A 24,347-nucleotide genomic window follows, 5' to 3' on the forward strand; every position below is an offset into this window, starting at 1 on the left:
TCTGCCGGGGTTTGGAAATGGCGCGCCGGCGGGTGTGAAGGCTGCCGCCGTTTTACGGTCTTCGGCGGGATGACGGTGCTGCGGTTTGATGCCTTTGTGTTTGGAGGGGGCGCAGACCTGTTCGGGGTGTTATCCTGATGAAACCAAGTCAGGCAAATCAATAGGCGTTCCGCTGAATGATTTGGCAGTAACGGTTTTAGCTGAGCGTATTGGGATTAATAAGACTTACGTTTTTACCAACGGTAATAATCAGCCTGTTTCCGGATTAGACGGCAGGATATGGAAATGAGCCTTGAGAGAATCCGGAATTACGGATTTCAGATGGCATGATATACGGCACACTTAGGCAAGCTGGCTTGTTCAACGAGGTGTACCGTTACTTGCCTTGAAAGAAATGGGCGGTTGGGAAAAGCTGGATATGGTTATGCGGTATGCGCATTTGGCAACAGAACATTTAGCCACTCATGCAAGTATGCTAGATAATCTTGAGAGCTTTAGACACAAATTGGACACAAAGGGCATCGGTGGACTAAATTAAAAAAGCCTAAACGATTGTTTAGGCTTTGAAAATTTGGCTCCCCGACCTGGGCTCGAACCAGGGACCTGCGGATTAACAGTCCGTCGCTCTACCGACTGAGCTATCGGGGAATGGGGCGTATTATAGCGTTTGCACAAAATGTGTCAACCGATAGAGAGAAATAAATTCGTAGCAATATTACAAATATTTGAAAGTTAAGAAAATTTATTTTGGTCGATAGGATCAGGGACAGAGTAGTATTGTTAGACTGTCTGAAGCTGGATATTTTATTCGGCTAAACCATTTTATTTTGCACAAATTCAGTATTTTGCGCTGACCAATTTGCCGTTTTGGAAAACTTGCTGCTGCATGATGTTGCCGTTGTACGCATAAGTCGTCAAAGAGCCGTTGGTTGGTGTAGCATGAAATTGCATTAGCTGGTTGCGGCTGATGGTATAGGGGTCGGTACGTTTGATGTTGTTGTCGCCGTAAAAATCCTGCACCACGTATTCATTATTGCGTTTACTCAGTAATTGACGGTAAAAGCCGCCGTTAACGGCATTATTGGAAACATTCCCATGCGCATCGAAATAGGTGACGATTTGCTCGTCAACAATATTGACACTGCTATTTTTAGTTTGATTAGTGTTGGAACCGATTTTGGTTTTATCCAGGCGCACAGGGATATTTAAAGATGTACCCAAGCCGACATGATTGCCCAATGCGGTGCCGAGTCCCAAGCCGATAGACATGCCGGGTGTGCCTAATGAACATGCGCTTAAAGTGGCGATGGCGAGTGCGGCAGATAGAATCATTTTCATTGGTTGGTTTTCCTTTAGAAATCTATTCACTAACGGATTGCATTGAGTATAGCGTTTTTCATGCCGGATTTTCGTTATTGTAAGTAAAAGGTATGGATAATTGAGGGTTTTGTTGGTTTTTAGGTACGAAAATGCCAAAAAGCACTTTCCTGAGAAAAAGTGCTTTTTGGTGTTCAGAGTAAGCAATGAGATGAAAAGAGGTTACTTTAGGCTGATTTGTTGAATATTTTTGTCTTCTGAAAATTTGATTTCTTTCACAATGCTGAATTCTTTCGCAATACCGTTAATAAAAACAGGCGACATAGTTTGCGCTTCCATCCATTGAACAGCGCTGTTATCAATGCTGCTTGAACCGCTGCTGCGGATAACACGGACACTGTGAACATCGCCGTCTGCGCCAATTGTCAGTCGCATGGTGACTTTGCCTGTGATCGGAGCGGTGGCTTCAGATGCTTTTTGATAAAAAGCGACATTGCTTGCGATGGCGGCTTGTGAACCGGCCAAAACGGTGAAGGCAATTAAAGCAGTTAAAGTCTGGCGGATATTCATGATATTTTCCTTGTAAGCTATGCGTTCGTCTTAATTTTTCAATATATAATCAATTGTTTTATAATGATTTTATTTATATAAACGTTTTTTGTTCCGTATTTTGATATATGTATTTTGCAATTTTTTCAGATAATTGACAAGCGATAAATGCGCAAAAATCTCGACAAACGGTTTTAATTTTAGTAGCGTTTATTCTAATTGTTGGCAAATTAAGTTTGGTTTTATATTTTATGAAAAGCAACTTAAGAAAATATGATAAATTAATTATTTAAAAATCATATATTTATTTTGGATAGCATAATCTATAGGGAGAATGCCGTATATTTGAAATTTAAAAACACCGTTTATTTATTTAAAAATACCATCTGTCTTATTTTTGCACCGATTATTTTAAGTGTTGCTTTTTTAATGCATTTATCTAAAGCTTTATGAAATATTTTTTGATGATTCTTGCAAAATACAATCAAGGTACCGCGTTGTCCGTCTTGAATGTGGCGATATTTAAAAGCAATAGAGGCATAAAAATTAGTCTGAACTGAGGTAGAATGTATTCAGACGGCATCTTTAAAATATAATGGGTCGTTAGATTGAATGGTTTGATTTGACGGATGCTGCTCTCAATATACAGTTTGTCTCTGCATACTGAAAACGTTCGGGTGGATAATTATTAGGAATCAATAATGAAAACTTTAAAATTCACAAAAATGCATGGTTTAGGCAATGATTTTATGGTAATTAACGGGATTGAACAGCCGTTTGATCCGAAAGAAGCACCGTTGGCGCAATGGTCTGACCGTTTTCGCGGTGTGGGCTTTGATCAGCTTTTGGTGGTGGAAAAACCATCGTCTGAAGCGGCGGATTTCCGCTACCGTATTTTTAATGCGGATGGCGGTGAAGTGGAGCAATGTGGCAATGGCGCACGTTGCTTCGTGCGTTTTGTCGTGGATAAAGGTTTGACCGATAAACAAGAAATTTTGGTTGAAACGGCAAGCGGCATGATCGTGCCGAAATTATTGGATAACGGCTGGGTGACGGTCAATATGGGGAAACCGAAATTGATGCCGTTTGAAATTCCGTTTGTGCCTGTAGGTGAAGAAACTGAAGATGCATTAACGCATATCGTGTTGGTAGGCTTGGAATCTATTCCGGTAAGCTGTGTCAATATGGGTAATCCGCACGCGGTGATTATGGTTGAAGACACAAAAAATGCATCGGTAGAATACTGGGGTGAAGCCATTGAATCGCACAACCAATTTCCTGAACGTGTGAATGTCGGATTTATGCAGGTTGTCGATCGACAGTCTATTAAGCTGCGTGTGCATGAGCGTGGTACAGGTGAAACTCAGGCGTGCGGTACAGGTGCTTGTGCAGCGGTTGTGGCCGGTGTGCGTTTGGGCTTGCTGGATGGCGGTGTGCCTGTCAAAGTCAGCCTGCCAGGCGGGGATTTGTTTATCAGCTGGCAGGCGGGAGATGATGTAATGATGACTGGTTCTGCTGAAACGGTATTTGAAGGCGAGTTGCAATATTAAGATGGTTTTTTATTTTGATTTATGGGCAGCTGTGATTTATGCCGTGTTTTTCTTATGGTTGATTTTCAAAGCCGAGAAGTTTCAATGGTTTTGGGCGGCGGTGATTTCATGGCTGTCCGTTGGTTTTTTAGGGGCAGAAATTGTGCCGGGCGCGTGGGGCATTACCCATGTGGGGCCTTTGTTTATTCCGCATTTCTATTTGACCGTAAGCAGTATTTTTTTCTTTCTGAATCATTGGAAGAAAACGCCTGACGGTCGGTTTTGGCAGGCTGACGCAGCGCATCCGATATTGAGTTTGTTTGCGGTCACCAATGCGCTGATGAGTTTGGTGTTTGTTTTGCTGGCAGGCATGGTTTGGCATCAGTATCCGGAAGGGGCATCGGTCTTTTCCATGCCGGCGTTGTTGACTTTTTATGCATTGAAGCCGGGTTATTGGTTTGTGTTGCAATTTGTTTTGATGGCTGTGTTTTATTTGCATCGCGTTAAAATCATGAAGCAAGCTGTCAGCTTGTTCAGTAGCCGGCAGCTACAAAGCGGCTATTTGATGTTGTTGATCGTTCAGGCGGTGGTAATTTTGTCCATCATCCTATAAGGATATTTTTCAACGAAAAGTTATAAAAAATATTAAATATTGGTTTGTCAGACAGCCTGAACTTACATATGCAAGCTGTATTCTTTTTTAATCAGGAGCAGAGTATGAAAATTGCAAACAGCATTACCGAATTAATCGGCAACACCCCGTTGGTGAAATTAAACCGTTTGACCAAGGGTTTGAAAGCTGATGTTGCTGTGAAGTTGGAATTTTTTAACCCAGGCAGCAGCGTGAAAGACCGTATTGCAGAAGCGATGATCAAGCAGGCTGAAAAGGCCGGCAAAATCAATAAAGATACCGTGATTGTTGAAGCAACCAGTGGCAATACCGGTATTGGTTTGGCAATGGTATGTGCCGCCCGCGGTTACAAACTGGCTATCACCATGCCGGAAAGTATGAGTAAGGAGCGCAAAATGCTGTTGCGTGCTTTGGGTGCCGAATTGATTCTGACCCCTGCCGCTGAAGGTATGGGTGGCGCGATTGCCAAAGCACAATCTTTGTTAGACGAGCATCCGAGCACTTATTTTATGCCCTGTCAGTTTGATAATGAAGCCAATCCGCAAATCCACCGTGAAACTACTGCTGAAGAAGTCTGGCGCGATACCGACGGTAAAGTTGATATTTTCGTGGCCGGTGTAGGTACAGGTGGCACGGTGACCGGTGTGGGTGAGGTCTTGAAACAACGCAATCCTGATGTTAAAGTTGTTGCTGTAGAGCCGGAAGCTTCGCCGATATTGGGCGGCGGCGAGAAAGGCCCTCACCCAATTCAAGGCATTGGTGCCGGTTTCGTGCCGAGTGTTTTGAATACGACGATTTACGATGAAATCATCAAAGTACCAAACGAAGCAGCGTTTGAAACTGCTCGTGCAATGGCTGAAAAAGAAGGTATTTTAGTGGGTATCTCTTCCGGTGCGGCTGTTTGGAGTGCATTGGAATTGGCTAAACGCCCTGAAAATGAAGGTAAGTTGATTGTAGTATTGGTTCCTTCCTATGGCGAACGTTACCTTTCTACGTTATTGTTTGCCGATTTGGCATAATATCGTGTTTTAAAAAGGCCGTTTCAGGCGGCTTTTTTGTGTGTTTCCATTTTTCAACTGATGACGACGGCTTCGAAATAATATGTTGTAATTGAACAAACCGGATGCAGTATCAATGCGACCATCATTTGGACTATTCGACGAATCTGATTATAATAACCCATATGAAAAAAAATATCCCTCTCTTATTTGTATTGGCGGTACTTGCCGGTTGTCAATCTATCTATGTGCCAACTTTAAAAGAAGTGCCCGTGCGTCCAACCAACGTCAAAGTGACAAGCGCGCCGGCCGCAGGTTTCAGTTTGGTTTCTAGCCATTGGTCGGATGTTTCCAGAATCCGTGATGAAGCCACGCGTTTAAGCTATCAGGTCGGTCAAGGAAAAATGACGAAAGTCCAAGCTGCCCAATATTTAAACCGCTACCGCATTCAATTGGTCGGCCGTAACTCTGTTGACGACAGCATGTATGAAGTTTATCTGCGTTCAGCAGTAGACAGTCAACGTGGTGAGATTACTACCCAACAATCCAAGCTGTATATCCAAAATGCTTTGCGTGGCTGGCAGCAACGCTGGAAAAGCATGAACAGCAAACCAAGCAATCCGGCATTTACTAATTTCCTGATGGAAGTGATGAATATGTCTCCATTAAAATAACCTGATACTAAAATCAAATTAAAAAAAGGCCGTCTGAATGTTCAGACGGCCTTTTCACTGGTTTCATTTTTTGCCTAAAATCTTATCGGTAGCGATGCGTGCCTGCTCGCGGATATCTTCGGTCAGATATGATTTCATTTGACGGTAAACCAGCGCGATGACAGCAATATCATCGGTGAATCCCACTGGTCCCAGCAAATCGGGTATCGCTTCAATCGGACTGAAAAAATACACCAAAGCACCCAAGATAATCATTTTGGCTTGTTTGGGCGTATGGGGTGATTTCCATAGAAAATACAGCGCATAAAGCCGACGGACTACCGGCGCCCCCAATCTGCCTGCAAAACGGCCAAGTTTGTGTAAAAAACCGGGTTCGTTGAGTTTCTTGCGTCTGAATTTTGGGATATAGTCTTCGGGAAAAATAGAGTTTGAATCGTTCATAGAAAAGCCTTTTTAATCGTTTTAATGATATGCGCAATTCGGTTATCTTTCTTGTTTGGTTAAAACATTGGAACGGAAAATCAAAGGTAAGTATAAGAGATTAGATGATAAGATACGTCAACTGAATGCATTTTTATGATAATGCGCAGACAGCCAAACCGATAAAGCCGATTTAAACACAACAGAATGTTTGAGGAGCTGACGTAGATGAGCATTCGGGTTACAGGTTACATTTAAAAATGAAGATAACCCATTGAAAAACAAGAAAATTTACACGGAGCAAATCTACACGGAAAAAATTACTTCAATTTTCTGTATTGGAAATAATGGCCCGTGCAGCTGCCGGTATACTCGTATCCGGCCTGATTCTACCCTGTTGTTTTACCGTAAAATCCGCCAAAATAACGCTCGTCCGTCCCGATAGTGCCTGAAAACCCCATCGGCTTCCTGCGCCAAATGACAGGCAGTCATTTGCAGGTTTTACGGTAGGACAACATAGCCCAATCGGGCCGGATACCCAAAATATCAGCGGCTGCACGGGCTGTGACTTCCGGTACAAAAAACCGGAGAAGTTTTCTTTGGGTATTCTTTGTTAATTTGCAATTGGTTATCTTCATTTTTGCAGTCTGACACGACTGATAACCTACTTCAGCCCCATATTGAAATCTCTATGGGGTTATTTAACCATGTAATCTACGGCAGCTTTGATTTCATCATCAGTTAATGAAGGATTACCTCCTTTGGCTGGCATCATGCCTTTTTTGCCGGTGAAGCCTTCGATAGAGTGTTTGTAGAGTGTATCTTTACCTTGGGCAATACGTTCTTTCCAGTCTGCGGCATTGCCGACTTTAGGTGCGCCTGCTACGCCTGAAGCGTGGCAGGCCATGCACAAACCGTCGTAAACAGCTTTGCCATCTGGACCGGCAGTGGCAGGGGTGGCAGCTTCGGTGGCAGGTGCTTCCGAAGCAGGAGCAGCAGCTTCAGCAGGTGCGGCACCGGTTTCATCAGGATTCGGGAAAGAACCGCCTGATTTGTTGGCCATAAATACGATGACGCGTTTCAATTCCTGGTCGGTCAAGTCAGCTGCGCCGCCTTTGGCAGGCATGGCGTTAAAACCGTTAAGCGCGTGGTTGAACAGGATGTCGAAACCTTGCGCAATACGTGGTGCCCAGTCACCGTTGTTTTCCAGTTTGGGCGCGTTTGGCACGATACTGTCGGCAGCGTGACATTGGATACAGGTTTTATTGAAGATGGCTTCGCCTTGGCGTTCACCTACCGCAATGCCGTCGCCTAAAGCGATTTGGCCGGTCGGCCGGATACGGGTTTGAGTAGCCGATTCGGTGGTTTGGTCAACATCGCTGAATGAACCGCTGCCGGCCAGTTTGATAAAGAAGAATATGGTCGCGAGCAAAATAACGATACCGCTCACAAGGGTGAACAATGCTGAGCCTTGGGCTTTGTTGTTGCTGAGTTGTTTCATTTGGTAGGTCTCGCCGTTGGATTGTGCTGTAAGTTATATTTGGTTTGTTAAACGGAATTAACAATATTTTGCTGGATTATACTGAATTAACAGATGCTTTCCAATCAATATGCTCGAAATTCTGCAAAAAACTTTGAAAATAAAAATATTTGGCATACTAAGGATTTGTAAAATATACGATATTCTAAAGATTGGATTTTGTTGTCGTGTGTAGCCTTTCATTCACTTGGTACATTAATTTTGCCAAACAGCCGAATTTAAGCTATTCTTATGTTTTTTTCGTACCCGTAGCTCAGTTGGAAGAGCGTCAGTTTCCGAAGCTGAAGGTCGCTGGTTCGATCCCAGTCGGGTGCGCCAAAGGGCTATTATGTAAGAGGCCGTCTGAAAAGAGAAGTTTTTTCAGACGGCCTTTTGATTTACTTCAAATTATTGCCTTATTTCAATACTTCGGCAAAGGCATCGGTCACATATTCGACGTTGGTCGGGTTTAATCCGGCCACGCACATGCGGCCGGACACCAAGAGATATACGCCGAATTCTTCGCGCAAACGGTTCACTTGCGCCTCGGTTAAGCCGGTGTAGCTGAACATGCCGCGCTGCTTGATGAAGTAGCTGAAATCTTTGTCGGGAATTTTCGTGCTCAGCACTTCATATAAATATTGGCGCATGGCGCGAATTCGGTCACGCATGGCATAGACTTCGCTTTGCCACAGCGCAAACAATTCTGGCGTATTCATCACACCGGCCGCAATATGCACACCGTGTGCGGGCGGGCTGGAATAAATGCGGCGCACGGTGTATTTCAATTGGCCGAACACCAATTCCGTTTCTTCCGGTGTCGGGCAGACTGCGCTCAGGCCACCGACGCGTTCGCCGTAAAGCGACAGGTTTTTGGAAAACGAATTGCTCACAAACAGCGGTAGCCTCATTTCGGCTGCTTTACGGATGGCGTAGGCATCGCTGTACAAGTCTTCGCCGAAACCTTGATAGGCAATGTCCATAAACGCAATCAGTCGGCGTGCCTGAATCACATCCAGTACTTTATCCCATTGCGCTTCGGTCATGTCCACGCCGGTCGGGTTTTGGCAGCACGGATGAAGAATCAGTACGCTGTTTTCAGGCAGGGTTTCAAAAAATACCGTCATTTCATCGAATTTCACGCCGATGGTGGCTGGATCGTAATACGGATAAGTGCCGACTTCGAAGCCCGCGCCTTCAAAAATGCTTTTGTGGTTTTCCCAAGTCGGGTCGCTCACATAGGCTTTTACCGTGGGAAACCAGCGGTGGATAAAGTCGGCACCGATTTTTAATGCGCCCGAGCCGCCCAAAGTCTGGATGGTGGCGATGCGGTTTTCTTTAACGGCAGGGTGGTCTTTGCCAAACAGCAAATGCTGTACTGCTTCACGGTAAGCGGCCAAGCCTTCCATTGGCAGATACGGGCTGGTGCGCGGCTCGGCGGCACGGGTGACTTCGACTTGGCGCACTGATTGCAATACCGGCATTTTGCCTTTGTCATCAAAATAAATGCCTATGCCCAAATTGACTTTTTCAGGGCGGGAATCGTTGTTGTAGGTTTCGACCAAACTCAGAATCGGGTCGCCGGGATAGAATTCGACGTGTTGGTACATGATGTTTCCTTTGAATCACTCGATAAGGGAGTTGCTTAGACTTGATGAATTGGATTTTGGTATAAAGCCGGATTGTTGACAATTTTATTCGTAAGATGAGATTTTTGCAAAATTTCAGACAGAGTTGAGTATGGTTCAAAACGGGAGCATCGCAGAGCGCGCAGGCATATCGCGAAGACGGACTGGCGTTTGAGAAGTGTGGCGCGAAAAAATATGCCAAAGATGGGTTGTGAACAGATCTGGAGCCGTCTGACTATTTAACCCTTTCAGACGGCCTGTTATAATGGCGTGCTTAATGTGTTGCTGTTTGTTGTTGATAAGGAAAATTCATGGCGCAGACCATCTGGCAGGCAGGGCGGTTTCAAATTGATTTGGCCGAGCCGAAAATCATGGGTATTGTGAACCTGACGCCTGATTCATTTTCAGACGGCGGCACGTATTCGCAAAATGTTCAGACGGCCTTGCAGCATGCCGAACAGCTTTTGAAAGACGGCGCAGACATTCTCGATATCGGCGGTGAATCAACGCGGCCGGGTTCGGATTTTGTGTCGCCCGAAGAAGAATGGCGGCGTGTGCAGCCCGTGTTGGCGGAAATCGGCAAATGGAATGTACCGGTGAGCTTGGATACGCGCCGCGCTTCGGTGATGCAGCGTGCTTTGGCGCAAGGCGGCACCGACATCATTAATGATGTTGCGGCCTTGACCGATGAAGATGCGGTGGGTGTGCTGGCGCGCTATCCCGATATCGGTATTTGCTTGATGCACATGCAGGGGTTGCCTGAAACCATGCAGGATAATCCCCAGTATCAGGATGTAGTCGGCGAAGTGGTGCGTTATCTGAACGAACGCGTGGCGGCATGTGCCCAAGCCGGTATTGCCGCCGGCCGCGTCACGCTTGATCCGGGTTTCGGTTTTGGTAAAACGCTGCAACACAATATTGCGTTGATGCGCCATTTGCCCGAATTGATGCAGGCCACCGGTTTGCCGATGCTGATTGGCGTGTCGCGCAAACGCATGATTGGCGAGTTGACCGGTGAAACCACGCCGTCTGAACGTATTCACGGCAGCGTGGCAGCAGCGTTGGCTTCGGTTGCACGCGGTGCGCGGATTATCCGTGTGCATGACGTGAAGGCGACAGGCGATGCTTTGAAGGTGTGGCAGGTTTTGGGTGTTTGAGTGGTGTATATTTAAGCCGTATGAAAAACAGGTCTAAAAACAACGGTTTGAATTAAAAACGACGATGATGGAACTATACCTTTCAGACGGTATCTGGCCGCGCGAGGCAGATTCCGTCTGTTTGGCTATTCATCTCTTTAAATACAATTTTTCTCATTTTGAAATAACGGAGCAACCTCCATGGCAAAAAAATATTTTGGTACCGACGGTGTGCGCGGTGAAGTGGGTCAATTCCCGATTACCCCTGAATTTGTGTTGAAACTGGGTTATGCCGCCGGGCAGGTACTGGTGCAGCATGAGGCCGAGCAGAAACCGACCGTGTTGATTGGTAAAGATACGCGTATTTCAGGCTATATGTTGGAAGCGGCACTGATTGCCGGCTTTACCGCCGCCGGTGTCAACGTGATTCAAACTGGTCCGTTGCCGACCCCGGGTGTTGCTTATCTGACCCGCGCGCTGCGTTTGTCGGCCGGTGTGATGATTTCTGCATCGCACAATGCCTATTCCGACAACGGTATCAAATTCTTTGCCGAAGGCGGCGTGAAACTTTCCGATGAAATCGAATTGGAAATCGAATCTAAAATTGATCAGGAAATGAAAACCCTGCCGTCTGACAAATTGGGCCGTGCACGCCGGATTAACGGTGCCGACGACCGCTACATCGAATTCTGCAAATCGACTTTTCCGGCCAGCTTGGATTTGCGCGGCCTGACATTGGTGGTCGATACGGCTAACGGTGCAGGCTATGATATGGCGCCGAAAGTATTCCACGAGCTGGGCGCGAAAGTCATTTCCATCGGTAACGAGCCAAACGGTTACAACATCAATGAAAAATGCGGTGCGACTCATACCAAAACCTTGCAAGCCGCTGTTTTGCAGAATGAAGCCGACTACGGCATCGCCTTGGACGGTGACGGCGACCGCCTGATGATGGTGGATAAAAACGGCAAAGTGTACGACGGCGACAGCCTGATTTACGTCATCGCCAAAGCCCGCGCGCGCGAAGGTATTGAAATCGGCGGTGTGGTCGGCACTGTGATGACCAACATGGCGATGGAAATCGCCTTGAATGAGCAAGGCGTGAATTTCTGCCGCGCCAAAGTAGGCGACCGTTATGTGTTGGAGCAACTGCACCAACGCGGCTGGTTAATCGGTGGCGAAGCCAGCGGCCATATTTTGTGCATGGACAAACACAACACCGGCGACGGCCTGATTTCAGCCTTGCAGGTATTGGCCGCATTGCGCATTTTGGGGCAGGATTTGGCTACCGTGTGCGCCGATTGGCAGCCGTTCCCGCAAACCATGATTAACGTGCGCATCCAAAAAGGCCAAAACTGGCAGGAAGCGTCGAAAGACGTGTTGGCCGCAGTAGAAAAAGAATTGGAAGGTAAAGGCCGTGTGGTATTGCGTGCTTCCGGTACCGAGCCGGTGGTGCGTGTGATGGTGGAAGCCAAACAGGCCGACTGGGCGCAAAAAGGTGCGGAACGCATCGCCTCAGCGATTCAGGGTGCGAAAAAATAATCCCATTCAAACCAAAGGAAAAGGCGGCAGAATCGAGCCGCCTTTTTTGTTGCTTTGGGTTAATTATAATGAATATTTGATGAAATCGGCTTGTTATGCTTTCAGACGGCTTTATCTGTTGGTAGAATAGCGGTATCTGACTGGCGGTTATGCCGCATTCAAATATTAGGCCGTCTGAAACGGTCTGCCAGAATAACTTCACTGTGAGAACCTCCTGCCGATGTTTGCTTTTTTGGAAGCTTTTTTCGTTGAATACGGTTATGCCGCAGTCTTTTTGGTGCTGCTGGCATGCGGTTTCGGTGTGCCTATTCCCGAAGATGTAACCTTGGTTACGGGCGGTGTCATTTCCGGCTTGGGTTATACCAATGTGCATGTGATGTTTTTAGTCGGTATGCTGGGCGTGCTGGCAGGTGACGGCTGCATGTTTGCCGCCGGACGCATTTTGGGGCACAAAATCCTGCAATTCAAACCGGTTGCTCGCGTAATGACGCCGAAGCGTTATGCGCAGGTGCAGGAAAAATTCGATAAATACGGCAACTGGGTATTGTTTGTCGCCCGTTTCCTGCCCGGTTTGCGTACGCCGATTTACATTACTGCCGGTATCAGCCGCAAAGTATCGTATATGCGCTTTTTGATGATGGATGGTTTGGCCGCCTTGATTTCCGTGCCGGTATGGATTTATTTGGGTGATTATGGTGCAAACAACATCGACTGGCTGATGGCTAAGGTTCACAGCTTCCAATCCGGTTTGTTTGTGGTGATTGGTATCGGTGCCGCCGTATTGCTGTGGTTTTGGTGGCGCAAACGCCAGCGCAGCCGTTTTTATCGTGACAAACTGGCGGAACTGCGCAGCAAACGCAAAGCCGCTGCTGCAGCCAAAACCAAGCCCGATATTTAAATCCTATGGAAATGGAAACGTTATTTATTCAAAAGCATCTGATATGGTCAGATGCTTTTTTACGGCCATACATCAGCATAAAATACTATTCAAACACGTTTATCCACGGATATTGGCGGTTTTGTCATGATATTTGAAGCGGATAAAGACAAAATCAGGAGTAGGGCGATAAAATGGGTATTAACAGTTTTAATATGGTGTGCATCAATGCATAACATACGCGGGCGTGTGAACCCGATTTGGCGGAAAAATTATTGGGGCTGACATAGATCAGCAGTCATACCGGTGATAACCCATTGCAAATTAGAAAGAAACATACAAAAACTGCTCGAATTTTTTGTACGGGAATTTACTGCACGTTCGGCGGCTGATTTGTTGGGTATCCGGCCCAATTCTGCGCTACTTTCTTAGCGCAAAATACGAGAGAGGGTTTATCAGTCACCGTTCGGCATTGGAAGCCGATGCGGTTTTTGATGCTGCGGTTGAGTTGGACGAGCGTTATTTTGGGGTTATCCTAAAGGCAAACACGGCAGAGGTGCCGCAGGGAAAGTGGCTGTTTCCGGCATCCCAAAACGGGATGGAAAAGACTGTTCTGTGATTGCGGACAACGCCCGAACCGAAACCTTACCTCCTGCTTTCTAAGAGAAAAGTCATGCCTGAAGGCATGGTTTATAACAATGATGACGTGCCTGATGTGCGTGAATTCCATCACCATTGCAGCAATCATTCGCAATGCTTTGCTGATCGTCAGAACCACATCAGCGGTATTGGGAATTTTTAGAATCAGGCAAAACGTGTTCTGAGAAAACACAACGGAATTGCCTGCAAATCTTTTCCATTATTCTTGAAAGGGTGCGGGTTTGGATTTAACTTTGGTGCTCCGTCGGCGCAACTCAAAACCTTGCGGAAAGGGTATGGTATTTAGGGGCTAAATTTACATCAGCCCCAAATTATCCATAAAAACGGCGGCAGTGTGTTGACCGCCGACGAATGGGCAAACGTGGATACCGCCGGGTTGATACTGGATTTCCGGGCAGGCGATGCGGGCGGGTTCAAACAACTTGACCGCAACGGTAAAGTCAAAATCAGCGAATTGATACATGCCGTGTGTTTTGAAACCAGCCCGTGAGAAGGTTGGCCTTGGCAGAAGCAGGGCGGATTGAACCGGAATTGAAAATATAGTTAAATAGGCCGTCTGAAAGCATGGCGAATGAAGTGGTTTGCCATCTTTCAGGCGGCCTTATTTATTGTTGAGACAAAACCATGGTACAAAAGATTTTCGTCCTTTATACCGGCGGCACCATCGGCATGCGCAGCAGCAGCGACGGTTTACGCCCCGATACCGACTTAGTCGGCAAAGCCTTACAACCGTTTTCAGACGGCCTTGAATTCGATTGGCATGTGTATCGCCCCCTAATCGATTCATCGGCGCTAAAGCTGCAGCATTGGCGTGACTGGCTGGATTTATCGGTTGAAAAAATCCCGCAATACGACGGCATACTGATTCTGCACGGCACTGACACTATGGCCTACACCGCCAACCTGTTCGCGCTCGCGTTGCAAGGTTTGGATAAGCCGGTGGTATTGACCGGTTCGCAATGGCCTTATGATGCACCCAACAGCGATGCGCCGCTGAACTTAGCCACCGCCGTCGCCGCGTTTGAATTGGCTTTGCCGCAAGTGTTGGTTGCGTTTAACGGTAAAGTGTATTCTGCTGTAGGCAGCAGCAAAGTCAGCACCGAAGCCACTGCGGGATTCGACAATCTGCATTTCGGTGCATTGGCGCAATGGCAGCAATCAGGCGGCTGGCAGTGGCTGGTAAGGCCGTCTGAACGCCGTGCCGAATTGTCTTCAGACGGCCTAAAGGTTCTATCGCTTGATATCCGGGCTAAAGTGATTTGCCAAACGCTGATTCCCGGTTTGAGCGCGCAATATTTTTCAGACGGCCTGTTAGACACCGACATGAAGGCGGCGATTTTACAAAGTTACGGTCACGGCAATGCGCCAAACGATGCATCGTTTATCCAAGCTGTGCAAAGCTTTACCGCTCGCGGCGGTTTGTTGCTCAACATAAGCCAAGTGCCGCAAGGTTGCGCCGCTGCGGTGTATGCCCAAGGCAGCGCGTTGCGCCAGGCCGGTGTGGTGAACGGCGGAAAATGCAATTTGGAAACCGCTACTGCGCTCTTGACCTTAGCAGTATCGAATCAATGGAATACCGAGACTGTGCAGCAAAATTTACACGCGCTTGGGTTGATTGATACCATCTGAAACAGCTACCTAAACTTAAAATACATTTTTCAGACAGGTTGACCATGCATTTCACCGACAGCCATTGCCACCTTGCCGATCCCGCATTGCGCGATCGTTTATCCGAAATTTGGGCGCTGGCAGCCGGGCAGGGCGTGACGCGCTTTATCGTACCCGCCACGCAGCGCAGCGATTGGGCGGAAGTGGTTCAATTACTGACCCTCAACACGCTGTCTGACAAACGCGTGCATATCGCTTTGGGTATTCATCCGTGGTTTGCTGAAAATATCCAGCCACAAGATTTTGCCGGACTCGAACGCCTGTTGCAGCAACATCCGCAAGCGTGGGTTGGCGAAACCGGCTTGGATTTTATGGTGGGAAGGCCGTCTGAAATGCAAAAGCAGCAGCAAATCGAAGCATTTTGCCGCCAGCTTGAATTAGCGCAAAAGCTGAAAAGGCCAGTGATTGTGCACAATGTCAAAGCCACGGCCGCGATTGCCGAAGCGGTGAAGCAGACCGGCTTTACCCAAGGCGGAATTGCGCACGCGTTTTCCGGTAGCGTGGAAGAAGCGCAGATTTTGCTGCGTTGTAGCTTTAAAATCGGTATCGGGTCACTTTTATTGAATCCGAAGGCGAAAAAAGTGCGGCAGGTAGTGGCAAAACTGGATTTGTGCGATATGGTGCTGGAGACCGACAGCCCGTTTATGCTGCCCAACGAAACCAATACGCCGGCCAATGTGCGGCGGATTGCGGAAATCGCGGCGGAATTGCGCGGTGTCGGTTTAGCAGAAATTGCTTGTAAAACTGAAGAAAATATCTCAAAATTGCTCAAATAAACAGTTAAGCCTGCCGAATTAAAATAATCATGCTGTCGTACATTGCATCTTTCACGACACGCACGAGCATTCCCCACCATGAACTTCCGGTCATTATCACCGGCGGTTTTGTGTTGGGTGGTACAGCGGATTTGTCAAACCTGATTATCAGATTGATTCGGCTGTGGTCGGCCAGCAGTATGCCGCTCAAAACATTCAAGTTACCATCAAAGAGCAAAACAAAACCCATGTTTACAACCATTGCGTATGCTGGATGCGCAATGCTATGGCGAGCCTTCCGAAGAAATACGGTGCGAGTTGTAAAATGCCTTGGGTAAAGTTTGGCGCTGAACAGCAAGGTGGTTAAAAAGCCGGTTAATTTGACGGTTGATGTGTTGAAATTGCAAGTGTAGCCCGATTTGCGCAGTAGGGCGACGGCCGAAATGACTTACCACCTAATCGATATGCAAAGCGGCCGTGATAAATCCGCCACCGAAATCGAAAGCGAAGTCAATGCGTTTCAAGTCGGCTTCCGTCACCACGAAAGCCTAGAGCAGAATCAAGCCTTAAACCAAGCTGTGCAAACAATCTCAGTACCTTTGCGCGGCAATTGCAGGCGCAGCGCATATCATCTTTTTGAATTTACGTTAAAACACTTTATAATAACGCTCATTCATGCCGCCTGAACCAACGTTTCAGACGGCCGGGACCTTTGTAACCACCAGATTTGAGTGCAGTTCAACGTGCGAGCATCGCAGAGCATGAAGAAATGTGCCGAATACAGGGATTTTGCAAAGGTCTCGGTCTTTGTCTCGGAAAAAATATGAAACCGTCTATTTTAGAAAAATTACAACAACTTAGTGAACGTTTAGAAGAAGTCACCCATCTGCTCGGCCAGCCGGAAGCCACCGACGATATGGGCAACTACCGCAAGCTGACCTGCGAGCACGCCGAACTGACGCCGGTAGTGGAAGTGTTCCAGAAGTATCAGCAGGCGCAAAGCGATGTGGCTGATGCGCAGGAAATGTTGGCCGACCCCGACATGAAAGAATTTGCTGCCGAGGAAATCGAAGCGGCCAACGGGCTGATTGAAGAATTGGATGTCGAACTGCAAAAATTGCTGCTGCCCAAAGATGCCGATGATGACAAAAACATTTTCATCGAAGTGCGCGCAGGTACCGGCGGCGACGAAGCAGCCTTGTTTGCCGGCGATTTGCTGCGCATGTACAGCCGCTATGCCGAGCGCAACTGCTGGCAGGTGGAAATTGTGTCGGCCAATGAAAGCGAATTGGGCGGCTATAAAGAAGTGATTGCCCGCATTGTCGGTTTGGGTGCATACAGCCGTCTGAAATTTGAATCCGGCGGCCACCGTGTGCAGCGGGTACCGGCTACCGAAAGCCAAGGCCGCATCCACACATCGGCCTGCACAGTAGCCGTAATGCCTGAAGCCGATGAATTGGAAGACATCGAATTGAATGCCGCCGATTTGCGCATCGACACCTTCCGTGCATCAGGGGCGGGCGGCCAGCACATCAACAAAACCGATTCTGCCGTACGCATTACCCACTTGCCGACCGGTATGGTGGTGGAATGCCAAGACGGCCGCAGCCAACATGCCAACAAAGCGCAGGCGATGAAAGTATTGGCCGCACGGTTGAACGATGCACAAAAACGCGAAGCTCAAGCCAAAGAAGCGGCCGAGCGCAAGAGCTTAATCGGCAGTGGCGACCGCAGCGAACGCATCCGCACGTATAACTACCCGCAAGGCCGCGTTACCGATCACCGCATCAACCTGACCTTACACAAACTTGATTTCATCATGGACGGTGACTTGGAAGAATTGACCAATGCGCTGATTGCAGAGCATCAGGCAGAGTTGTTGGCAGCCATGGGTGATTGATGTTGATTAAATAAACAAAAGAAGATTCAAGGCCGTCTGAAAGCTATACGCTTTCAGACGGCCTTGGTCTATTTATATTGGTATAAATTGTCAGTTTTATCTGATTTCAAACAAAGTTAAGTCGATTTAACCTGAAATTCCGTTGTAATCAGTGTAAACCGCTGCGCTGAAGTGATAAAATGGGCGCGAATTTATCTTTTTTACCCCCACAAACAAGGAACAAACATGTCAAACGTATTGGTTGTACCCGTTTCCGCCCGCATCGACAGCTGGGCGACCACTCAGGCTTTGGCGGCTGCGTTGCCGAATGCCCAAGCCCTGCGCGCACTGGATGAAAACGGTTTCGGCGAAAAGCTGCTGGCACAAGGCAAAAGCGACGACTGGTTAGACACCCTGGTTGCCAAAATCAGCGAAATGAATACGGAAAACGTGGTCATTAAAGGTATCCACCCGAATGCGGATAAAGTGTTCTTGGCCACTAAAAACTTCGAATTGGCCTTGTCACTGGATGCCGCAGTGGTGTTTGCCGTGGGTGCTTGCGACGAAGAAAACGAATTGTGCGAAACTGACGTTGACGACATCGTGCAAAAATTGAATTTAGCCAAACAATCCTACATCACCGCACCGGGCGTGTTGGCCGGTTTCGTGTTGGACAATGCCGCGCCCGGGGTGGGTAAAGCTGCCGCCGAACAAACCGGCTTGACCTTTTTTGGTTCGACCGGGCAATTGCGCGATGTGAACGAATTGGCCAACCGCGGCCGTAATCGTTTGTCGCCATCACAATTCCGCGTGAATATGATGGACACTGCAAACAAAGCTAACAAACGCATCGTGCTGCCGGAAGGGGCCGAACCGCGCACCGTGCAAGCCGCTGCGATTTGTCATGAAAAAGGCATTGCCCGCTGCGTATTGCTGGCACCGCGTGCCGAAGTGGAAGCCGTAGCCAAAGAGCGTCATATCAACCTGCCGGATTCTTTGGAAATCATCGATCCTGCCGATTTGATCGGGCAATACGTTGCACCGATGTGCGAATTGCGTAAGAGCAAAGGGCTGACCGAGGAGCAGGCGTGTGAGCAACTGCAAGATACCGTGGTTTTGGGGACCATGATGATGGCACAAAACGACGTGGATGGTTTGGTTTCCGGTGCGGTCCACACTACCGCCAACACCATCCGTCCGGCTTTGCAATTGATTAAAACCGCACCAGGCGCGAGCTTGGTATCGAGTATTTTCTTCATGTTGCTGCCAAACCAAGTATTGGTTTACGGTGACTGCGCAGTGAATCCGAACCCAACGCCTGAACAGTTGGCCGACATCGCCATACAATCTGCCGATTCAGCCAAAGCCTTTGGTATTGAGCCGAAAGTGGCAATGATTTCTTATTCAACCGGTACTTCCGGTGCCGGCCCTGACGTAGAAGCCGTGGCACAAGCTACCCAAATCGCGCAACAAAAACGCCCTGATTTGGCGATTGACGGTCCGTTACAATACGACGCCGCCACCGTGCCGAGCGTGGCCAAATCCAAAGCGCCAAACAGTGCGGTTGCCGGTCAGGCTACCGTGTTGGTATTCCCTGATTTGAACACCGGCAACTGTACCTACAAAGCCGTCCAACGCAACGCCAACGTATTGAGCGTAGGCCCGATGCTTCAAGGCTTGCGTAAGCCGGTTAACGACTTGTCACGCGGCGCATTGGTGGACGACATCGTGTACACCATCGCGCTGACCGCCATCCAAGCGGCGCAATTGGAAGCGTAATTTCGCTTAAGCAATCAAACATGAACCAAGGCCGTCTGAAATCTGCTTCAGACGGCCTTTTTGCGGTAGTAATCGGCGTGGATAAACGAGTATGGATAATCCGCGCCTGTATAAATCCGGGTAAACTGACAAAACAATATCCCCTATCCAATCCGACAATACGAATCTGTCCCGACAGCCAGCCGCATTTTCTGTGCCATTCTTGTGGATAAGTCAGCTGAAGGTTTGAAAAAAAAGAAAAAATAAAATTGTTTAAATCATAAGCAATATAGCTGTTTCACTAAATAATGAGCACAGAAATATCCAAATGCCGTCATTCCTGCGCAGGCAGGAATCCGGTTCTGCCGCACAGAAACCTGTAAAAAATTAATGAAAATCAAAGTTCTAGATTCTTGCCTGCGCAGGAGTGACAAATTTCAGGTTTCAGACGGCATGAGAAAAATTTGTACCCATTTTTAAGTTAACAGGCTATAAACCGGGACTGTTGCAGAGTTGGACAAAAGCTGAAATACCGGCCTGTCATCCCTGCCTGCACGGGAATGACGGATTTATGATAACAGCCTATTTTGCAAAGGTTTCATGGCATTGGAAAAAGTCGGGTTGTTGGTACTTTTTATGTGGAACCGCTTTTGTTTTTTTGTCGAGACGGTTGTTTGGAGATTTTAGTATGGTCAGAGACCGTGCGGCGTTGCCTTACTTTTCGGTAACACGCAAAAATTCCAAAACAGGTCTTCAGGAAAAAACAAAAAGTATCAACAACGGTGGAATTTTCTATATCTCTTACAGGCCGTCTGAAATCCGCGGCCGTGTTTTCAGACGGCCTATTGGGTTATAATCCGAGCCTAATCCCTACTCAGAGTCAAAAAAGAATGAGCGCTTACCAACAGCAGTTAAACGACAAAATCCACTATTTAAAAGAATTGTTCCAAGGATTCGATTTTCCCGAAATCCAAGTATTTGAATCGCCTGAACAACATTACCGCATGCGCGCCGAATTCCGCGTGTGGCATGAAGGCGACGGGATTTTTTACGCCATGTTCGGGCGCGGGCAGAAAGCCGGCGGCGTGAGCCTGCTGCGTTGCGATCAGTTTGAGGCGGCGGATACGGCCATCAACGCCTTAATGCCGCGCCTGATTGCGGCGGTAAAAGACAAACCCGTGCTGAAAAACCGTTGGTATACGGTGGAATTTTTGGCCACGCTCAGCGGTGAAATGTTGGTGACAATGATTTACCATAAAAAACTCGACGCCGAATGGGAAGCCGCCGCGCGTGATTTGCAAGACAAATTGGGCGTGTGGATTATCGGCCGCAGCCGTGGGCAAAGGCTGGTGTTGACGCAGGATTTTGTCACCGAAACCCTGTGCGCGGGCAATCAGGATTTCCATTACCGTCAGATTGAAGGAGGCTTCACCCAGCCCAATGCACGTGTGTGTGAAAAAATGCTGGCATGGGTTTGCGAATCCGCACAGGGATTGGGCGGCGATATGCTCGAGCTTTATTGCGGTAACGGCAATTTCACCTTGCCTTTGGCCAAACAGTTCAGGCGCGTGTTGGCTACCGAGATATCGAAAACATCGGTCAATGCCGCAATGTGGAATATCGAAGCCAACCAAAGCGGCAATGTGAAAATCGTGCGCTTGTCCGCCGAAGAGTTTACCGAAGCCTACAGCCAAAACCGCGAATTCCGCCGCCTGCAGCAACAGGGTGTGGTGCTGGCGGATTATGAATTTTCCACCATCTTCGTCGATCCGCCCCGCGCCGGCATTGATGACGAAACACTGAAACTTGTGGCGAAATTCGATAATGTGATTTACATTTCCTGCAATCCTGAAACCTTACGCAGCAATCTTAGTGTACTCACCCAAACGCATAGTGTCAAACGCGCGGCATTGTTTGACCAATTCCCGTTTACCCGTCATATCGAAAGCGGCGTATTGTTGAAGCGCCAATAAGCGCATAGTACGGGCAATGTGGCTCGTGCTTTTTTTACCAATAGGATCAGGCCGTCTGAAAGTTTCAGACGGCTTTTTGAATTTCAAGCAAATTAATTGTCCAACACATCAACACCTTTCGGCGGGGTGAATTTGAATTCGTTGCGTGACAAGTTTGGTTTCGTGTTCAGACCGCTGAAATTAATTGTGGTTTGGTTGCCGAAACTGTCTTTCAACTGCATGGCGGCCAAGGTGTCGCCTTTGAAGCCGATGCGGATGTATTGGTAGCCGGCGTTGTTTTTTTTCGGTGTGGCCAAGACATAATCAATGCCGTTTGCCGAGCCGTCTTCTTCCAGCGTGTAGCTGCTGCCGAGTGCGTTTTTGTCCGCCAAAATACCGGCAGGACTGTCGCCGATGGCTTGGTTTTGCAATGATTTGGTCACTTGCGCCAAATCGGTATCGTAAAGCCAGATGGTTTTACCGTCGCCGACGATGGTTTGTTTATAGGGTTTGGTGTATTCCCATTTGAACAGGCCGGGGCGCAGGATTTGGAAGGTGCCGTGGGTGGTTTGGGTTTTCTTTCTGCTTTTGACGGTTTGGCTGAAATTGCCGGCGATGCCGTCTGAATCGCTGTTGAATTTTTTCAGGGCATCGACTGCGCCTGCTTGGGCCAAGCCGATGGCTGCGCCCATGCCGACAGTTGCAATCCATTTCAAAAGGGTTTGTTGTTTCATACTGCGGTTTCCTTATTCAGGGGAAGATGCCGTCCAGTATAGGCGTAATTTCACAGCTTACAAGGGGGAGGTATGCGCATTTAATTTTTGTAAATGTGTCAATTTGGGTTTAGGAAATTGAATCTTGAATGTTTTTGCGCAGATAAACAGATATTTTTTCACATTTTTTTGCCGCAGAAATAACGTATTTTGTCGGTTTACCATCATTTTTACCGAATTCTAAGATTGAGAATTTGTTGCAAAGAAGGGAATTTTCAATACTCTTCACCATGTTTCAGGTGTGGAAGTTAGCCAAATAAAAAACGCTGTATTAAGATGACCGTATGAGTTGCCGCAATCTATAGTGAGCGCGGGTGGCTTATTTTCCAATTACATGGAGCTTTGAATATGAAAAATACGCAACTTTTGGCCGCTTTGGCTGCAATCGGGATTTCTCTTGTTTCTTTGGAAGCGCAAGCAGGGATGGTGACTGATGCGCACGGCAACCAAGGCTATGACACGGCAGCCGAGTGTGATGCCGCTGTTTTGAACGGCACGGCTAAATTCTACGAATCGTTCACACACAAACCGACTTTGAAACGCGCCGGTGAAGCGTCGGTACGCGCGGCTACGTTGAAAGATTTGGGTCCGCAATACCGGTCCGTATAAACAATAAACATATGCTGTCAGGGCTAACCTGTTTGCGGAGAATTGGCAGCAAGGCAGCTGTTTGCGTATTCGGTACGGTAATGGTAAAAACGTTACCGTTTCGCTTTAAAAGCCCGAATACAGCAACTTTGCCGGCAGCACCACGACCGCGTTTACCTTGACGTTGTCTGCCAAAATATAGTTGATTCGGTTTGGAATGAGACAAGGCAGTCTGCCGCAGACAGTACAGACAGTACGGCAAGGTGCACCAACGCAGTATTGGTTCGATTTTAATAAACCGAGCAATGCTTTATCTCCTTTGCCTTCGCGCACAAGCTTCGATGCTCCCGGTCATATCAGTGACTTTGGAGGGGCAGTATCTTTGCTCTAAGGTCGGTTGTGTGTGGCTGATATGCAATCTTTCTTGTCGGGAAAGGCAGTATGCTGCCGCATACTGACCTTTTTCTGTTATCAAAAGTTGTACTTAGCTATGCGAATCTGCGGGCCATTCAAAATGGCAACAGACTGTCTGAAAAATCAAGCATGCAAAAACCGGCTCTTTGGAGAGCCGGTTGGTTTTCATCACAAGCGGTTAGAATTTGTATTGCGCACCGATACCCAAGTAGTCGGCACCTTTCCATTTCACACCATTATCGCCATTGCGTTTGAAATAGTGATCGTAGTCGGCACGAACCGCCCAGTTGTCGGTCAAGTCGTAAGTTGCACCGATACCGGCAGTAGCACGGGCTTTGGTTTGTTTGTCGCCTTCAGCCCTTTGTTGTACACCGGCCACACCAGCTTTGGCAAATACGCGTGCTTTGTCGGTTATATTCGTACCCACAGTCAGACGCGCGGCTACAGTATGGTTGCCTGCTTTTATGCTATCCGACCCATCTGCGTTTTTGTATTTGTGTTTCCCACCGCCTTGGTAGTACACTTCGGCACCCAACAAGTCGTTGAATTGAATACCTGCACCGATTTGACCTGCTACGGCAACATCTCGGTCATCAAAGTTTGCATCGGCTTCGGTAGTAGAAACACCGTCGCGCAGCGCACCTACGCTACCGAATACATAAGGGCGGACACCGCTCGATTGGGCTGCTGCAACCACAGGAGCAGCCACCACCGGCGCAGCGGCAGCCGGCGGAGTCGGTTTGGGCGCAGGAATCGCTACCGGACGCGGTGCATTGCCTGAGAACCAGTTGTCACATTGTTTCATCGAAGCGCGAACCGGTTTGCCTGCGGCATCCAAATACACATTTACGGCCATATCGGGGCTGTAAGGCACATATTTTCCTTGCAGCGTTTTAGATACGCCGTCGCGGCCCAATTTGCGGCCCATGCCCAAATCACATGCACCCAAGCGGTATCGCCGTTATGATGTGTTAGAGGTGGGTAAATTTACCCATTTTCATATCAATCACGGTACACATTTTGCTGAAAGATAAAATCCTATTAACGGGATTAAGCATTTTGGGAATCAGGCAAAACGGC

The 24,347-nt window shown here is 47.9% G+C and carries 23 protein-coding genes, 2 tRNA genes and 5 pseudogenes; 19 read left to right on the plus strand and 11 right to left on the minus strand.

What is annotated here, in order from left to right; translation table 11 throughout:
* Positions 1-130 precede the first annotated feature (130 nt).
* Positions 131-538, plus strand: a pseudogene (locus tag C7N83_RS16730) (site-specific integrase); the annotation flags it as partial.
* Between the two features lie 34 nt (positions 539-572).
* Here C7N83_RS16730 and C7N83_RS06065 read toward each other — a convergent pair.
* The 3 genes from C7N83_RS06065 to C7N83_RS06075 form a co-directional block, all read right to left on the minus strand.
* Positions 573-648: transfer RNA gene (locus C7N83_RS06065), tRNA-Asn, on the minus strand.
* A gap of 189 nt (positions 649-837) precedes the next feature.
* A complete protein-coding gene (locus C7N83_RS06070) occupies positions 838-1,338 on the minus strand; it encodes a NemA protein (RefSeq protein WP_106741346.1) in 501 nt (166 codons plus the stop codon).
* A 201-nt stretch (positions 1,339-1,539) separates the two neighbouring features.
* Entirely contained in the window at positions 1,540-1,887 is a 348-nt protein-coding gene (locus tag C7N83_RS06075) for an energy transducer TonB (RefSeq protein ID WP_106741348.1), read from the minus strand.
* Between the two features lie 680 nt (positions 1,888-2,567).
* Here C7N83_RS06075 and dapF point away from each other — a divergent pair.
* The 4 genes from dapF (at position 2,568) to C7N83_RS06095 (ending at position 5,698) form a co-directional block, all read left to right on the plus strand.
* Entirely contained in the window at positions 2,568-3,416 is an 849-nt protein-coding gene (gene dapF, locus C7N83_RS06080) for a diaminopimelate epimerase (RefSeq protein ID WP_106741349.1), read from the plus strand.
* 1 nt (position 3,417) lies between these two features.
* On the plus strand, positions 3,418-4,008 hold the full coding sequence (locus tag C7N83_RS06085; protein ID WP_106741351.1) for a hypothetical protein: 591 nt from the start codon (positions 3,418-3,420) through the stop codon (positions 4,006-4,008).
* A 104-nt stretch (positions 4,009-4,112) separates the two neighbouring features.
* A complete protein-coding gene (cysK, locus tag C7N83_RS06090; protein WP_106741352.1) occupies positions 4,113-5,045 on the plus strand; it encodes a cysteine synthase A in 933 nt (310 codons plus the stop codon).
* Between the two features lie 164 nt (positions 5,046-5,209).
* On the plus strand, positions 5,210-5,698 hold the full coding sequence (locus C7N83_RS06095) for a prokaryotic membrane lipolipid attachment site family protein (protein ID WP_170064830.1): 489 nt from the start codon (positions 5,210-5,212) through the stop codon (positions 5,696-5,698).
* Between the two features lie 63 nt (positions 5,699-5,761).
* Here the strand turns inward: C7N83_RS06095 and C7N83_RS06100 are convergent, their stop codons facing one another.
* Positions 5,762-6,139, minus strand: a complete 378-nt coding sequence (locus C7N83_RS06100; protein WP_106741354.1) for a YkvA family protein — start codon at positions 6,137-6,139, stop codon at positions 5,762-5,764.
* A 281-nt stretch (positions 6,140-6,420) separates the two neighbouring features.
* Here C7N83_RS06100 and C7N83_RS16940 point away from each other — a divergent pair.
* A pseudogene (locus tag C7N83_RS16940) lies at positions 6,421-6,539 on the plus strand (IS1595 family transposase); the annotation flags it as partial.
* Here C7N83_RS16940 and C7N83_RS16945 read toward each other — a convergent pair.
* Together C7N83_RS16945 and C7N83_RS06110 are read right to left on the minus strand one after the other, a co-directional pair.
* Positions 6,532-6,756 (minus strand): annotated as a pseudogene (locus tag C7N83_RS16945) (IS1595 family transposase); the annotation flags it as partial. The pseudogenes C7N83_RS16940 and C7N83_RS16945 overlap by 8 nt on opposite strands.
* A gap of 59 nt (positions 6,757-6,815) precedes the next feature.
* Complete coding sequence (locus C7N83_RS06110) at positions 6,816-7,619, minus strand: c-type cytochrome (protein ID WP_106741356.1); 804 nt, start codon at positions 7,617-7,619, stop codon at positions 6,816-6,818.
* A 281-nt stretch (positions 7,620-7,900) separates the two neighbouring features.
* Between C7N83_RS06110 and C7N83_RS06115 the strand changes: the two genes are divergently transcribed.
* A tRNA-Arg gene (locus C7N83_RS06115) sits at positions 7,901-7,976 on the plus strand.
* Positions 7,977-8,053: 77 nt separating this feature from the next.
* On the opposite strand, the gene C7N83_RS06120 is transcribed toward C7N83_RS06115, so the two are convergent.
* Positions 8,054-9,247: an amino acid aminotransferase gene (locus C7N83_RS06120; protein WP_106741357.1), complete on the minus strand. Its 1,194-nt coding sequence runs from the start codon at positions 9,245-9,247 to the stop codon at positions 8,054-8,056.
* A 329-nt stretch (positions 9,248-9,576) separates the two neighbouring features.
* Here C7N83_RS06120 and folP point away from each other — a divergent pair, with 329 nt between their 5' ends.
* The 7 genes and pseudogenes from folP (at position 9,577) to C7N83_RS06150 (ending at position 15,924) form a co-directional block, all read left to right on the plus strand.
* Positions 9,577-10,422: a dihydropteroate synthase gene (folP, locus tag C7N83_RS06125; protein WP_106741359.1), complete on the plus strand. Its 846-nt coding sequence runs from the start codon at positions 9,577-9,579 to the stop codon at positions 10,420-10,422.
* Between the two features lie 180 nt (positions 10,423-10,602).
* Positions 10,603-11,943, plus strand: coding sequence for a phosphoglucosamine mutase (gene glmM / locus C7N83_RS06130; protein ID WP_106741361.1), 1,341 nt, complete (start codon positions 10,603-10,605; stop codon positions 11,941-11,943).
* Between the two features lie 220 nt (positions 11,944-12,163).
* Complete coding sequence (locus C7N83_RS06135; protein WP_106741362.1) at positions 12,164-12,841, plus strand: DedA family protein; 678 nt, start codon at positions 12,164-12,166, stop codon at positions 12,839-12,841.
* Positions 12,842-13,126: 285 nt separating this feature from the next.
* A pseudogene (locus C7N83_RS06140) lies at positions 13,127-13,766 on the plus strand (IS1595 family transposase).
* A 48-nt stretch (positions 13,767-13,814) separates the two neighbouring features.
* Positions 13,815-13,970 carry a hypothetical protein gene (locus C7N83_RS14690; RefSeq protein WP_170064831.1) on the plus strand — a complete coding sequence of 52 codons (156 nt, stop codon included), beginning with the start codon at positions 13,815-13,817 and terminating at the stop codon, positions 13,968-13,970.
* A 134-nt stretch (positions 13,971-14,104) separates the two neighbouring features.
* Positions 14,105-15,109: an asparaginase gene (locus C7N83_RS06145; protein WP_106741364.1), complete on the plus strand. Its 1,005-nt coding sequence runs from the start codon at positions 14,105-14,107 to the stop codon at positions 15,107-15,109.
* A gap of 44 nt (positions 15,110-15,153) precedes the next feature.
* A complete protein-coding gene (locus C7N83_RS06150; RefSeq protein ID WP_106741365.1) occupies positions 15,154-15,924 on the plus strand; it encodes a TatD family hydrolase in 771 nt (256 codons plus the stop codon).
* 4 nt (positions 15,925-15,928) lie between these two features.
* On the opposite strand, the gene C7N83_RS06155 is transcribed toward C7N83_RS06150, so the two are convergent.
* Positions 15,929-16,153, minus strand: coding sequence for a hypothetical protein (locus C7N83_RS06155; protein WP_146135103.1), 225 nt, complete (start codon positions 16,151-16,153; stop codon positions 15,929-15,931).
* Between the two features lie 193 nt (positions 16,154-16,346).
* Here C7N83_RS06155 and C7N83_RS06160 point away from each other — a divergent pair, with 193 nt between their 5' ends.
* The 4 genes from C7N83_RS06160 to trmA all read left to right on the plus strand — a co-directional run bounded on the left by C7N83_RS06160 (position 16,347) and on the right by trmA (position 21,513).
* A complete protein-coding gene (locus C7N83_RS06160; protein WP_146135104.1) occupies positions 16,347-16,589 on the plus strand; it encodes a hypothetical protein in 243 nt (80 codons plus the stop codon).
* Between the two features lie 137 nt (positions 16,590-16,726).
* On the plus strand, positions 16,727-17,803 hold the full coding sequence (gene prfA / locus C7N83_RS06165; RefSeq protein WP_106741370.1) for a peptide chain release factor 1: 1,077 nt from the start codon (positions 16,727-16,729) through the stop codon (positions 17,801-17,803).
* A 225-nt stretch (positions 17,804-18,028) separates the two neighbouring features.
* Positions 18,029-19,561, plus strand: coding sequence for a phosphate acetyltransferase (gene pta / locus C7N83_RS06170; protein ID WP_106741372.1), 1,533 nt, complete (start codon positions 18,029-18,031; stop codon positions 19,559-19,561).
* Between the two features lie 869 nt (positions 19,562-20,430).
* A complete protein-coding gene (gene trmA / locus C7N83_RS06175; protein WP_106741373.1) occupies positions 20,431-21,513 on the plus strand; it encodes a tRNA (uridine(54)-C5)-methyltransferase TrmA in 1,083 nt (360 codons plus the stop codon).
* 92 nt (positions 21,514-21,605) lie between these two features.
* On the opposite strand, the gene lolA is transcribed toward trmA, so the two are convergent.
* Positions 21,606-22,226 (minus strand): outer membrane lipoprotein periplasmic chaperone LolA, encoded by a 621-nt coding sequence (gene lolA, locus C7N83_RS06180; protein ID WP_106741375.1) that lies wholly within the window; start codon positions 22,224-22,226, stop codon positions 21,606-21,608.
* 387 nt (positions 22,227-22,613) lie between these two features.
* Here lolA and C7N83_RS06185 point away from each other — a divergent pair, with 387 nt between their 5' ends.
* Positions 22,614-22,874, plus strand: a complete 261-nt coding sequence (locus C7N83_RS06185; RefSeq protein ID WP_211296592.1) for a hypothetical protein — start codon at positions 22,614-22,616, stop codon at positions 22,872-22,874.
* Between the two features lie 10 nt (positions 22,875-22,884).
* On the opposite strand, the pseudogene C7N83_RS06190 reads toward C7N83_RS06185, so the two are convergent.
* Together C7N83_RS06190 and C7N83_RS06200 are read right to left on the minus strand one after the other, a co-directional pair.
* Positions 22,885-23,055 (minus strand): annotated as a pseudogene (locus C7N83_RS06190) (transposase); the annotation flags it as partial.
* A 390-nt stretch (positions 23,056-23,445) separates the two neighbouring features.
* Positions 23,446-24,216, minus strand: coding sequence for a porin family protein (locus tag C7N83_RS06200; RefSeq protein ID WP_245911151.1), 771 nt, complete (start codon positions 24,214-24,216; stop codon positions 23,446-23,448).
* Positions 24,217-24,347 lie beyond the last annotated feature (131 nt).

The sequence above is a fragment of the Neisseria iguanae genome (assembly GCF_003013245.1).
Taxonomy (GTDB): domain Bacteria; phylum Pseudomonadota; class Gammaproteobacteria; order Burkholderiales; family Neisseriaceae; genus Neisseria; species Neisseria iguanae.